The sequence below is a fragment of the Nostoc cf. commune SO-36 genome (assembly GCF_023734775.1).
GTDB lineage: Bacteria > Cyanobacteriota > Cyanobacteriia > Cyanobacteriales > Nostocaceae > Nostoc > Nostoc commune_A.
In genome coordinates, this window is the sequence record NZ_AP025732.1 from 2,389,768 (window position 1) to 2,403,063 (window position 13,296).

Here is a 13,296-nt window from a genome sequence, read left to right on the forward strand (position 1 = left end):
CTCCCCTTCTACTTGCTCCCCTATCTCTCTAGTCTGAATTATCAAAAAGCGTTACAACTTCGTCCCACACTCAGCACAGAAGTTATGGGTAGGAGCATTTTTGGCATTGCAGTTGCTGCAATACACTGGCTCTGCTGCCGCTTTTGGCGGTTGCTTCTGCAAACCAACCATTTGAGCGTTGCTCTTACCAGGGGCTACCATTGGATAGCAGTTCTCGTCTCTGGTGACGTGGACATTTAAGATTACTGGCCCTTTGTGTGCCAGCATTTCGGCGATCGCATCTTTTAATTGACTGCGATCGCTAATTACCATACCCTTAATGCCATAAGCTTTTGCCAATAACTCTACGTCTGGCATTCCTACTTCCATGTTGGAGCATGAGTAACGCTCACCATAGAAGGCTTGCTGCCACTGGCGCACCATCCCTTGCCAGCCGTTATTGATAATTATTGTCTTGACATTTATCGCATATTGTGCAAGTGTACCAAGTTCCTGTAAACACATTTGGAAACTAGCATCACCGCTAATACAGATGACTTCTTCATCAGGAAACGCCACTTTAGCGCCCATTGCCGCAGGTAAGCCAAAACCCATCGTTCCCAAACCAGCACTAGAAATCCAGCGCCTTGGGCCATTCTTCAGGAATTGTGCTGCCCACATTTGATGCTGTCCGACATCTGTGGTGTAGAAAGCGTTGGGTGCTTGGCTGTTGACTTCTACAATCACTTCTTGGGGTGAAATGCTGTCGGGATGGTGCGGCACTATTAGAGGATACTCATCGCGCCAACGGTTGACTAAATTTAACCACTCTTGGTTTTGATTAGGGGTAGCTTTAACGCCTGTTTCTTTGCAGCGACGCAACAAGTCTACTAACACGTTCCGCACATCGCCGACGATAGGCACTTCGGGAATGCGGTTTTTGCCGACTTCTGCGGGATCTATGTCGATGTGAATTACTTTAGCGCGGGAGGCGAATTCGTCTAACTTGCCTGTAACGCGATCGTCAAATCTCGCGCCAACACAAATCAGCAGGTCACAATCACTAACGGCAAAGTTAGCGTAAGCCGTGCCATGCATTCCCAACATTCCCAAGGCGAGGGGATGATGTTCGTCAAATGCACCGATCCCCATTAAGGTTGTGGTGACAGGGATATCGAATAATTCAGCTAGTTGTTTGATTTCTTCATGAGCGCCAGATGCGATCGCACCACCACCCACGTATAGTAGAGGACGGCGGCTTTCAGTAATCAACTGGATCGCGGCATTAATTTGTCGGGGATTTCCCTTCACAGTGGGACGATAACCGCGTAACTTCACTGAACCTGGTTTTACAGGTACATAGTCAAATTCTTCTAAAGCTACATCCTTGGGGACATCAATCAAAACTGGCCCCGGACGCCCACTGCTAGCGATGTGGAAGGCTTCGGCGACAATTCGCGCCATATCTTTAGGATCGCGCACTACATAAGAGTGCTTGACGATTGGTAGGGTGATTCCGTAAATATCGGTTTCCTGAAACGCATCTGTACCAATCGACGGGCGTGCTACCTGTCCCGTGACTACAATCATTGGGATTGAATCCATGTAGGCGGTGGCGATGCCTGTCACCAAGTTAGTTGCTCCTGGACCAGAAGTGCCAAAGCATACTCCTACTTTGCCAGTTGCACGGGCGTAACCATCTGCGGCGTGGGCTGCGCCTTGTTCGTGTCTCACGAGAATGTGCTTCATAGCACCAGTTGCTTCCACCTTATACAGGTCGTCGTAAATTGGTAGAATTGCTCCACCAGGATAACCAAAGATATAATCAACGCCGTGGCGATGAAGGCTGTCAAGCAGAGCAAAACCGCCAGATGCACGTTTGGGCACGACTGGAGGGCTAGAAGTACGAGACTGTTTGTGATTCTCAGTTTGTGGGAGACTGATTTGGGAAGGCGATTCTCCTGCGGAGACACTTTGTGAACGCACGGTCAAACCTCAGACTATAGCTAAAGTTAATGCTGGATTCTGTATTTAAGATTTCATTTTAATTGAAAACTTCAATCAAAATCTTATTAATTTTTATATTAGATATAAAGCTAGATTATTAGCCTACATTAGTTAAATTACGTTTTGCAAGACTTTGCGGGTATTTTTCCAAGCCCAAACACCGACAACTACGACAATAACACTCATTGCTACCAGCACAGTTCGCAAGCCCAGAGCATCAGTTAATGGCCCAGTAATGGCCAGAGGTAACGCCAGAGCGATGTTAACGGCATGATTTTGAAAGCCAAATACTTTACCGAGCATAGTAGATGGTGTTTGCTGTTGAATTAAAGTTTGCATGGGTACGCCAATTAGGGAAGCACCGACACCCAAAAATGCACAGAGTGCTAGCGCCAGTAATAAGTTGTGCGTAAAAGTGAACACTCCTAAAACTAGTGCAATTATCAAAAATCCAATTAAAGGTAGGGGTTTATGATGCAATTTATCACCCCAGTGGCCTAAAATCGCCGCACCAAATACCATACCCACGCCTGCTGCTGCCAAGAAAAAGCCAAACTGTTTTTCTTTTAAACCAAATTCCTCGGCTAATTGAATTGTCAGCACCGTTAAGGCTGCAAACACACAATATAAAGTTGTAAGTTGCAGCATGGCGTTCAAGATCAAAGGGTTTTTCTTGAGATAGCGCAGGCTTTCGGTGAATTCAGTCCAAAGGTGATTTGATGCCTGTTGCTCTTTTGAGAGTTTGGGTTCTTTAAACTTAATTGGCTGCATAATCGCAGCCGATAAGATGTATAGTCCACCAACTACAATCTCTTGACCGTATTGTTCTCCCATCAAGCTTTTCGCCAAACTCAAAATTGGCTCTCCTATAGCAAAGCCAACAATTAAAGCTCCCATCATTGTGCTGCTAAAGAGCGCATTGGCTGCCAACAAATTTTCTCGCTTCACCAACAAAGGAATGGCTGCTTGTTCAGCTGGTGCAAAAAACTGCGTCACTGAGGAAATGGCAAAAGTCAAGATTAACAGAATCAGGAACTCTCGTGGCAAAAGGGGAAGACACAGTGTTAACAGTCCACGCACAATGTCTGAGCCGATCATAATCAGCTTTTTTGGCAAGCGGTCAACAAAGAGACCACCCGCAGAGCCGAACAAAATTGCTGGTATTGTAAACGACAGCATCAAGGTTGAGTACATCGAGTTTTGTGCCAGCCCAGGAAGCGGTGAGTAGTTCTCCAGCAAAGCAATCATTAAAACGAAGAAGACCTTATCTGCTAACTGGGACACCAATTGCCCAATCCACAGGAGCATAAAAGCACGGTTTTTTAGCAGTGCGCCAAAGCCGTTATTAACAGCAGCTGGTTCAGTTGGAAACATTTAGATACTTTGGGTAGATGGGGCATGGGGCATGGGGCATGGGGCATGGGGCATGGAGTATAGTTTTTCTTGACTGTCACCTGTAACCTGTTCCCTTCATGACTCCTCACTCCTAACTCCTGTTTACTTACTCCATTGTCCGGATTAATTTGCTTCGTAGTGCTTTAACAGCATAAGCAAAAAATCAGTTGCTGTCAGACGACCTTTGGGTGGAGAAATTTCAATGGATGAATCTACCCAGCAGCCTTGGACAATTTGGGGCGATCGCCAGATGGACAAATGATCAACTGCTGGCTCTGCATAAAAGTTATTTTGCCTACTGCCTAGCAAAGATGAACTCCAATGGGTGAAATAATCATGACTCATCCGGTGAATAGGGAAATTACCCTGTAGTGGTACTCCCCATCCATCTATAGCAATAAACGCTTTGACACGACCACCCAAGAGTTGCCACAAATGTGCTGCCCCTATTGCCCCAACTACGCCAGCACTAAAGCTTATGAATATAATTGGTGATTCTAGAGAGTTGATTAGGCGAACGTGCAAAAACTGCAAAATCTGCAAAGCTGATAAACTCGAAAAATCGTTACCCGGAAAAACCAGTATATTAACTTTATTTTCAGGAATTGAGCCATTATAAATATCTAACCATCCTGATATAAAAGATTGGGTGAAGGCTGATCATGAATTCCAGGGCAAATAATGATGGTCATTTGTCTGTGCGTAGCAGCTTTCAAAATTATTAATAACTTAAACCTACTACAACGATCTATCAGCTGTTCACGTTGTACTAAGATGCCTCAGTAGATGGAGGGAAAATTTCAAAGAAATTATAGTTATAAATAAAAACTGAATTAATCGTAAAATTACTTGCTTTTGCTCCCAGATTATTGAAATGTAGAGATGATACTTGAGGTCAATTTTGCATAAGTCCTGCAAAAAAAACAATTTGACTGTAAAGTAATAATCAGGCGATGGAGCTCGCCACAACCGCCTAATCAAGCTTGCAAACTTACACTTGATAAAAAGGCTGATGGCTCCTATTCTTCTGGCTTGCTGAGGAAGGATAGGGCTGTTTGTCGTAAACTTCCTTTAGCAAGTCACGCTTGCCCAATTCGTTATTTGAAAACAGCGTGATGCTAGAAAGTTTTATCTTAATCTTACTTATCGGCTTTTTTGTGGGACAGATTGCCCGACGCCTGAAAGCCCCGGCACTAGTAGGCATGGTTTTAGTCGGAATTATACTGGGTCCTCAAGTTGCTGACCTAATCAGCCCTGATGTACTGGCAGGGTCTGCTCCTTTGCGAACGATCGCTGTAATGGTAATTTTGATGAAGGCAGGATTAGGGTTAGACCGGGAAAAACTGGTACAACAAGGAACAGTAGCACTCCGGTTGGGGTTTTTGCCTGCGGCTTGCGAAGCTTTAGTTATTGCTTTAGCTGCTATATGGATCTTAAAGTTCGACTTTCCTACAGGGCTACTGCTGGGTTGTATCATTGGAGCTGAATCACCTGCGGTGATTGTACCAGGGATGCTGCGATTGAAAAGTCTGGGTTGGGGAGTGACTAAAGGAATTCCCGATGCCATTCTCACCGGCAGCGCCCTATCAGATGTGTTACTACTACTAGTGTTTAGTTTGTTACTGAACTTTTTGACACAAGGCGCAACTTCTTCTGTGACATTGCCTTTTGGCATCACCCTGAGCGCAGTTCAACTCCTACCTATTCAAATTATTTGCCAAATTGTTTTGGGAGTCGTCCTGGGTTTAGTGACAGCACGGCTTTTAGTGTTGTTGCTAGCGAAGCAGAACTGGACTCAAAATGCGGTGCAGGATAGCCTAATTGCAGCGAGTTTAGGGTTGTTGCTGGTAGTGGTGGCAGAAAAATTCCCCTTCTTCTCTGGCTATCTGGCAGTCATGGCGACAGGATTTTTCTTGATTGAGTTGGATGCTCCTCTAGCACGACGTTTGCGTTCTGGCTTCGATAGTCTGTGGGTTGTAGCAGAAATCATTTTGTTTGTGTTGCTAGGGGCAAGTATTCAACTACAAGTGTTAGAAAAAACTCTCGTTCCAGGATTGGTAATTTTGGCAATTGGGACGCTGATTGGCCGCGCTCTCGGATGGTATTTGTCTACATTGGGGAGTAACTGGAATCGTCGGGAGCGACTATTTTTGCTGCCAGGGAACTCTGCCAAAGCCACCGTTCAAGCGGCAATCGGGGCGATTCCACTGACACAGGGGATTCAGGGTGGAGAGACAACTTTAGCGATCGCAGCTTTATCTATCCTGGTGACTGCACCTTTGGGAGCTTGGGCAATTCCCACCTTTGCACCAAAATTGCTGGAGCGGGGCGAGGTTGATCCCACAAAGGTAGCGATCGCCCGTCGGATTGTCATACTAGCTGCCGTTGACACCTCCCCTCTAGCTAGTCAGGTATTGATTAAAACTGCCGAGCTTGCCCGTCGTAGTGATGTCGAAGTAATTGTATTGCATATCATTTGCACCAATGATCCTCAAGGAGTAGAGCATCTGCAAGAAAAATCTCAACGACTCTTAGCAGACATCCGTCATAAGTTTATTGCGATTACAGGCTCAATTCCAGAGGAAATTATCCGTGTTGCTCAGGACTATGGAGTTGCTGAGATTGTCATTGGCAAGCGAGGACATCAGCCTTGGGATGAAGTTCTTGTGGGTTCTGTCTCACAGGCAGTATTGGAATCCAGCCCAATTCCTGTCATTTTAGTTGAGGATGATCGTCTTGCTAATAAATAAGGTTCCATAGGGAAATGTTGTCCCGAACCATCGCCCAAAAAATAAAGTTAGGTAGTAACGACTTAGCGCACCTGGAACTGCTCCCAAGCTAATTGCAAGAGGAACATAAATTGAACAGTTCATAGAGGTCAATAATTCCATAATATTTTTCAGATAAGCTGAAGTATGGCTTAGGATGCCAAAGAACATTTTACAAGTCCCAGAAAACACCTACTTAGCAAGTAGGCGCGATTAAACCAAACTATGTATAGTTTTGTAAAGTAAAAGGGTTTTGGGTAAAAGGGAAAATCTTTACTTTTCTTAATATAGTTATGTTTATTTCCGCCGACTTACTTTCCACAACAGACAAAGATATCAAGACTTATGCATACTTTAGGAATGCTTGGTGTCTTGGCGGTAGCCTTCCCTTCTCCTCGATAAGTATCAAATCAGATCAATGGCAAATATTCGTATGTCTTTTGATGTATTATTCTGATTTTTACACCTATCCCATCCGGGGGGATGTGATAATAATTTACTATTAGGGGAAATGTTCAAGCTATCCCCTAAGTTTAAATTCTCTGCACTCTGGTTATATTGAGGAAGTTATTGTGGTTGCAACGCCGGAAAAAGTCCACGCTACCCACGAGCCATTATCAGGTAAAGACCGTGTAGCCGTATTGCTCATGGGCTACGGCGAAGTCGAAAGCTACGAAGATTTCGCCAACTATAACGAACAGGCTTTAAATCTACTGACAGCAAAATTCGCTCCAGTACCAACCTGGATTTATCCTCCCCTGGCAAAGCTTTTGGCGCTATTTGACCGCCACGAGTGGGGACACACACACCACGATTTTATCTCTCCACACAATGCCATCTTTGAACAGCAACGGGCTGGGATTGAGAAGAATTTACAAGAAAAATGGGGTGATAAGGTTCAAGTTTTCAAGGCTTTCAACTTCTGTGCCCCTTTTCTACCCAATCAAGTTTTAGCAGAAGTCAAAAACCAAGGCTTCGAGAAGCTACTAATCTACCCACTGCTGGTTGTTGATTCTATTTTTACCAGTGGGATTGCGATCGAGCAAGTTAACAATGCTCTCGTTGAATTGGCTGATGGTGAAGAACACTGGGTTAAAGCACAGCGCTACATTCCTTCTTTCTTCAACGAACCAGCTTACATCGATTTGATGGCTCATCTGGTTGAAGAGAAAATTGCTGAGTTAGCAGGCGCTTATCTCCCTTCTCAAATCGGTATTGTGTTAATGAACCACGGCTGTCCCCATAAAGCTAAAGGCTTTACTTCTGGGATTGCCGAAAGTGAAGCAATGTACGATTTAGTTCGGGATAAGTTGATTAATCGTTATCCGTTAATCTCGGTGGGTTGGCTCAACCATGACACGCCTTTAATTGATTGGACACAGCCAAATGCAGAGCAAGCGGCAAATAACCTGATTCAACTGGGTGCAAAAGTGGTAATTTTTATGCCAATTGGCTTTGCCACAGAAAACCACGAAACTTTATTGGATGTACACCATATCATCCATGCTTTGGAGAAACAGCATCCTGGTACGAACTACGTGCAAATGGCTTGCGTTAACGATCATCCAGAATTTATGGCAATGGCGGCCCAATGGGCTGATGCTCATATTGCAGAGTTGTTGTCAGAGGAAACTTTGGCAGTTAATCCCCAAATCGCTGGGCATCATCATCACCACCACCATCATTAAGTTTAGTAGGGTAGGCAAAGCTTTGCTCGCCCTACACCTACACACATTTATACTGTAATAACTTGAGACTCCCACGCTTTAAAACGTGGGATTTTTAATGTGTACCCTTCGTACTGACATATAATAATTATTTTTTTAATCTATTTTAAGTAAAATTCCGATTAAACCCAGTATTATCACTCAGGATATTTGGATTTGGTAAAGTTATTGTGTAACTAATGATATCAGCAGTGAATTTACACACTGCACCTGCAACACATCAAGTATCTGATACATCACCAATTGGGCAACCCTAGGTAAAGTAAACCCAAACACTAGAAAATGTCAACACAGTTGAGCAAGCTTCAGTTGACCGCATGGAGAAACTTCAGGCGTCACTATTAGCCGTAGTTAGTCTAGTTGATGTCTTGAAGAAATTGAATTGGGCATTGCGTTTAGTTGTCTCCCTCATATCCCAATCCCCATTACCCCTTATCTCCAGAGGGGGGCCAACTTCCTTCCTCAGTCAAAGCTTATGAACACCTTCGAGATTACCATCCAACGCAAATCAGGAGATAGCTGGCCAATTGTAGTAGAACACAGCCAACCAGGTGTCCTTCTACCGTTGCGATCGGAAGGTAATCTCTGTCTAACTGCTGAAGATTTCCAGCATTTAACCAGTCTTCTGGGACAGGTACGAGACTACGGGACATTATTGGGCAAAGCACTGTTACGAGATGAAGTGCGTGATGGATTTGTCAGGGCACTAAGTCACAATGAAGAAACAGTGCGGGTATTGCTATTTATTGAAGCCCCAGACAAACAACTCAGAACCTTACGCTGGGAAAGGCTATGCGCTCCCATTGATGGCGATTGGCAGATATTAGCTATCAATCAACGAGTGCCTTTTTCTTTCTACATTCCTGCAATTACTGACCGACTTTTTCCTCCCATTGGGCGGCGAGATTTGCGGGCGTTGGTATTGGTGGCGAGTCCCTCGGATTCCCAAAAGTATAAATTAGATACCTTTGATGTTGAAGCTACAGTCAAAAGTGTACGAGCAGCCTTGGGTAATATTCCCACTGATGTGCTAGCAACAGTTGATGATGCTATTGGTTTACCGACCCTAGATGAACTTTGCGCTCAACTAACTGACCGGACAAAGCAGTATACAATGTTGCACTTTGTCAGCCACGGTAGGGTGCTAGATGATGGCGAAACCCTCCTCTACTGGTCAAAAGCTGATAATACAGTCGAGGTGGTGACAGCAACAAGGTTACTGGAAAGAGTGCGCCCGTTACGCGGAGCTAGAGGGCTACCCCATTTTACTTTTCTTTGCACTTGTGAAAGCGCTAGTCCAGAAGCAGAAGCCGGATTAGGGGGCTTAGGACAGCGCTTGGTGCGGGATTTGGGGATGCCTGCGGTAGTGGCGATGACTGAGAAAGTTACTATCAAGACGGCTCAAGCGTTAACAGAGAAATTTTATTACCAACTCAGAGAATCGGGAGAGGTGGATTCAGCATTACATGAAGCTACAGCCTCTCTAGCAGAACGTGGTGACATTGCTGTGCCGGCACTGTTCAGCCGTTTAGGGGGAAGACCTTTATTCAGCGATCAGCTTGACCGAGAATTAACCAATGCCGAAATTCAATATGGTCTAGAGCGGCTTGTAAAGTTGCTACCAGAGCGATCGCCTATCCAAGAAAAAAGGTTTACAGAACTGGCACAGCAGCTGGGAAACACATTAGGGGCAGATGTTACAGCTTTGAGCAAACCAGCCCTCAAAGAACGCCAGCAAGCTTTAGAAGAGATTAACAACTTCTGTGAGGAAATACTTGACCTCAACTTCCATGCTTTGGCGTTGGATCAGCAACCACCTACTTATGATTCTCGTTGTCCCTTCCGGGGCTTGTATCCTTTCCGCGTGGAAAACCGCGAATTTTTCTTTGGGCGAGAACAACTGATTGTCCAAATGCAAGAAAAGCTGACTGAACACAACTTTTTGGCCGTATTAGGAGCTTCTGGTAGTGGTAAGTCATCGGTAGTTTTAGCGGGATTGATACCGACACTGCAACAGATGCAACCTGAGCTAGTTACAGCATACATGACACCAAGCAGTAACCCGATCGAGCAACTGCAAACTACTCTTTCCCCGCTACAAGGACAATCTTCAATATTAATAATTGATCAATTTGAGGAATTGTTTACACTTTGTGCCCATGAAGCGCAGAGATTGACTTTTATCGAAAAATTATTAAGCCTGATTCCATATCAAAAAGTCGTGATTACCATGCGGGCAGATTTTTGGGGCGAGTGTGCTACCTACCGCAATCTGAAAGATTTGATGGAAGCTAGACAAAAACTAATCGGCCCAATGGATGCGGTGGAATTGCGGAAATCGATGGAAATGCAAGCCGCCCAAGTAGGTTTACGCTTTGAACCAGGTTTGAGCAACTCGATTCTTGATGATGTGCAAGGTGAGCCGGGAGCAATGCCACTGCTGCAACACGCACTGTTGGAATTGTGGAAGCGGCGACATGGTAGATGGTTGCGGTCTATAGAGTATGAAGCGATCGGTGGTGTGAATAAGGCGATCGCTCAAACTGCTGATGATGTTTATAATACTTTGTCACCCTCAGAACAAGAGCAAGTTAAGAATATCTTTATCCGCTTAACCCGCTTGGATGAAAGCGCCCTCCAGGGCGAGAAAACGCCGGGATACAAGACGGCGAGTTTGGCTAGATGAACTAGTACCTGCTAATGGTGATTTGGCAAGTACCAAACAGTTAGTGCAGCGCTTGGCTGGTGAAGGGGCGCGATTGGTGGTTACGAGTACAGACGGGTCTACAAATCGTCAAGAGGTAGAAGTAGCACATGAAGCCTTGATCCGCTATTGGCCGCGATTGCTTAAGTGGTTAGACGAAAACCGCATCAACTTACAACTGCGCGAAACTATTCGTCAAGCAGCTTTGGATTGGGAAAAGCAGCGAAAAGACGAGAATTATTTGGTGCATCGCGGGGCAAGATTGGAAGATGCTCAGGTGTTGGCAAAAAACACTAGTTTTCTAAATCAGTCAGAATCTTACTATGTTACTGCTTGTAAAGAATTGCGCGATCGCCATAAAAACGAAAAAGAAGCGCGTCGCCGTCGAGAAATTAGAACCGCTTGGGGAGTAGCGGGTGGCGCAGTTGTAGCTTTTATTGTTAGTCTTGGCTTTTGGATTGAGGCTTTGTATGAAAAAGAAAAAGCGCAAAAAAGTCAAGTTGAAGCACTAAAAAGTCAAGCTGAAGCATTAAGCCGCTATTCTTTATCGCTCCTTGATGATAATCAAGATTTAGATGCACTTGTCAAAGCAATTAAGGCAGCAAATATCTTAAAACAAGAAAATGCATCCCAGCCCTTTGTTATGGAAGCGTTGCAGAAAGTAGTTTATGGAGTGAGAGAGTTAAACATCTTGACTGGACATCAGGAAAAGGTCAAGAGCGTCATTTTCAGCCCTAATGCTCAAACCCTGGCTTCTGCTAGTGATGACAACACAGTTAAACTTTGGAACGTCAAAGACGGCAAAAAACTGTATACCTTCCAAGGACATGAGAAAGCAGTCACAAGTGTCGTTTTCAGCCCTGATGGTCAAACCCTGGCTTCTGCTAGTGATGATAATACCGTTAAACTGTGGAACGTCAAAGACGGCAAAGAACTGCATACGTTCCAAGGACATAAGAAGGCAGTCACAAGTGTCGCCTTTAGCCCTGATGGTCAAACCCTCGCTTCTGCTAGTGACGACAACACAGTTAAACTTTGGAACGCCAAAAACGGCAAAAAACTGCATACCTTGATAGGGCATGAGAAAGCAGTCACAAGTGTTGTCTTCAGCCCTGATGGTCAAACCCTGGCTTCTGCTAGTGATGATAATACCGCCAGACTCTGGGATGTCCAAGATGGCAAAGAAATGCATACCTTCAAAGGAAATCAACGTAAGTTCAATATCGCCGTCTTCAGCCCTGATAGTAAAACTCTCGCTTTTGCTGATGACACAACTGTTAAAGTTTGGGATGTCAAAAATGGCAATGAACTGCATACTTTGATAGGGCATGAGAAAGCAGTCACAAGTGTCGTTTTCAGTCCTGATGGTCAAACCCTGGCTACTGCTAGCGATGACAATACCGCCAGACTCTGGAATGTCAAAGATGGCAAACAACGGGAAACCTTTACTAAACATCAAGATAATGTTAAGAGCGTTATTTTCAGCCCTGACGGTAAAACTCTCGTTTCTACTAGTGATGATAAAACCGTCAAGCTCTGGGATTTAAACGGTAAGGAACTGCTAACTTTTAAAGGGGGTGAGTTTGGGTTTAATAGCGTTGTCTTCAGCCACAACAGTCAAACCCTGGCTACAGCTAGTGATGATAAAACCGTCAAACTCTGGGATTTAAAGGGTAAGGAACTCCTAACTTTTAAAGCGCATGAGAAAAAGCTCATAAGTGTCGTCTTCAGCCCTGATGGTGAAACTCTGGCTACTGCTAGTGATGACAACACCGCCAAACTCTGGGATTTAAAGGGTAATGAACGGCAAACTTTTACAGGGCACAACGGAAGGGTAACAAGTATCGTCTTCAGCCCTGACGGTAAAACCCTCGCTACTGCTAGTAATGACAAAACCGCCAAACTTTGGGATTTAAACGGTAATAAACGGCAAACCTTTACAGGGCACAACGGAAGGGTAACAAGTATCGTCTTCAGCCCTGACGGTCAAACCCTGGCTACAGCTAGTGATGACAAAACCGCCAAACTCTGGGATTTAAAGGGTAATGAACGGCAAACTTTTACAGGGCACAACGGAAGGGTAACAAGTATCGTCTTTAGCCCTGACGGTCAAACCCTGGCTACTGCTAGTGATGACAAAACCGCCAAACTTTGGGATTTAAACGGTAATGAACTCCAGACCTTCACAGCGCATAAGAAAAAGCTCACAAGTGCCGTCTTTAGCCCTGATGGTAAAACCCTAGCTACTGCTAGCGATGACACAACCGCTAAACTCTGGGCTTTAAATGGCAATGAACTCTATACCTTCGAAGGACATCATAATGTGGTCATAGATGTAGTCTTTAGCCCCGATGGTAAAACTCTCGCTACTGCTAGTTATGACAGAACCATCAAACTTTGGGATGTCAAAGATCGCAAGGAAGGGCAAACTTTGACAGGACATAAGTCCAGTCTCGCAAGTGTCGTTTTCAGCCCCGATAGTAAAACTTTGGCATCTGCTAGTTATAACAATACGATTATTTTGTGGGATTTAGATCAGCTCGCTTTAGATCCGCTCCTGAATAGCGCCTGCAATTGGGCACGGAATTATCTCGCATATAATCACGATATATCAAAAGATGACAAGTATTTGTGCGATCGCATCGGCACTACTCAATAGCCTGTTGCAAAAGTCGGAAAACCGCCTGAAAATTCATTTTTTGTAAGTCCAAAAAAT

General features: G+C 44.7%; 6 protein-coding genes, 2 pseudogenes and 1 riboswitch. Of the genes and pseudogenes, 4 read left to right on the forward strand and 4 right to left on the reverse strand.

Features of this window, described 5'->3' with window-relative positions; all coding sequences use genetic code 11:
* Positions 1 to 51: 51 nt before the first annotated feature.
* The 3 genes and pseudogenes from ilvB to ANSO36C_RS10475 all read right to left on the reverse strand — a co-directional run bounded on the left by ilvB (position 52) and on the right by ANSO36C_RS10475 (position 4,073).
* Positions 52 to 1,965: a biosynthetic-type acetolactate synthase large subunit gene (ilvB, locus tag ANSO36C_RS10465; RefSeq protein ID WP_251959472.1), complete on the reverse strand. Its 1,914-nt coding sequence runs from the start codon at positions 1,963 to 1,965 to the stop codon at positions 52 to 54.
* A 132-nt stretch (positions 1,966 to 2,097) separates the two neighbouring features.
* Positions 2,098 to 3,360, reverse strand: coding sequence for an MFS transporter (locus tag ANSO36C_RS10470; protein WP_251959473.1), 1,263 nt, complete (start codon positions 3,358 to 3,360; stop codon positions 2,098 to 2,100).
* Between the two features lie 144 nt (positions 3,361 to 3,504).
* Positions 3,505 to 4,073 (reverse strand): annotated as a pseudogene (locus ANSO36C_RS10475) (hypothetical protein).
* A 248-nt stretch (positions 4,074 to 4,321) separates the two neighbouring features.
* A riboswitch (Fluoride riboswitch) is annotated at positions 4,322 to 4,410 on the forward strand.
* A gap of 86 nt (positions 4,411 to 4,496) precedes the next feature.
* Between ANSO36C_RS10475 and ANSO36C_RS10480 the strand changes: the two are divergent.
* A complete protein-coding gene (locus tag ANSO36C_RS10480; RefSeq protein ID WP_251959474.1) occupies positions 4,497 to 6,131 on the forward strand; it encodes a cation:proton antiporter in 1,635 nt (544 codons plus the stop codon).
* On the opposite strand, the pseudogene ANSO36C_RS10485 reads toward ANSO36C_RS10480, so the two are convergent.
* Positions 6,114 to 6,254 (reverse strand): annotated as a pseudogene (locus ANSO36C_RS10485) (fluoride efflux transporter CrcB); the annotation flags it as partial. The gene ANSO36C_RS10480 and the pseudogene ANSO36C_RS10485 sit on opposite strands and share 18 nt — an antisense overlap.
* A gap of 467 nt (positions 6,255 to 6,721) precedes the next feature.
* Between ANSO36C_RS10485 and ANSO36C_RS10490 the strand changes: the two are divergent.
* The 3 genes from ANSO36C_RS10490 (at position 6,722) to ANSO36C_RS10500 (ending at position 13,239) form a co-directional block, all read left to right on the forward strand.
* Positions 6,722 to 7,837, forward strand: coding sequence for a ferrochelatase (locus tag ANSO36C_RS10490; protein ID WP_251959475.1), 1,116 nt, complete (start codon positions 6,722 to 6,724; stop codon positions 7,835 to 7,837).
* Between the two features lie 514 nt (positions 7,838 to 8,351).
* Positions 8,352 to 10,562 (forward strand): nSTAND1 domain-containing NTPase, encoded by a 2,211-nt coding sequence (locus tag ANSO36C_RS10495; RefSeq protein ID WP_251959476.1) that lies wholly within the window; start codon positions 8,352 to 8,354, stop codon positions 10,560 to 10,562.
* Entirely contained in the window at positions 10,501 to 13,239 is a 2,739-nt protein-coding gene (locus ANSO36C_RS10500; protein ID WP_251959477.1) for a WD40 repeat domain-containing protein, read from the forward strand. Before ANSO36C_RS10495 ends, ANSO36C_RS10500 begins: the two co-directional genes overlap by 62 nt.
* The last annotated feature ends 57 nt before the right edge of the window (positions 13,240 to 13,296 follow it).

Bases quoted from the DNA above. Each gene is read 5' to 3' on its own strand.
- ANSO36C_RS10470 (WP_251959473.1), bottom strand. From the start codon at position 3,360: ATGTTTCCAACTGAACCAGCTGCTGTTAATAACGGCTTTGGCGCACTG.
- ANSO36C_RS10480 (WP_251959474.1), top strand. From the start codon at position 4,497: ATGCTAGAAAGTTTTATCTTAATCTTACTTATCGGCTTTTTTGTGGGA.
- ANSO36C_RS10495 (WP_251959476.1), top strand. From the start codon at position 8,352: ATGAACACCTTCGAGATTACCATCCAACGCAAATCAGGAGATAGCTGG.
- ANSO36C_RS10500 (WP_251959477.1), top strand. From the start codon at position 10,501: ATGAAAGCGCCCTCCAGGGCGAGAAAACGCCGGGATACAAGACGGCGA.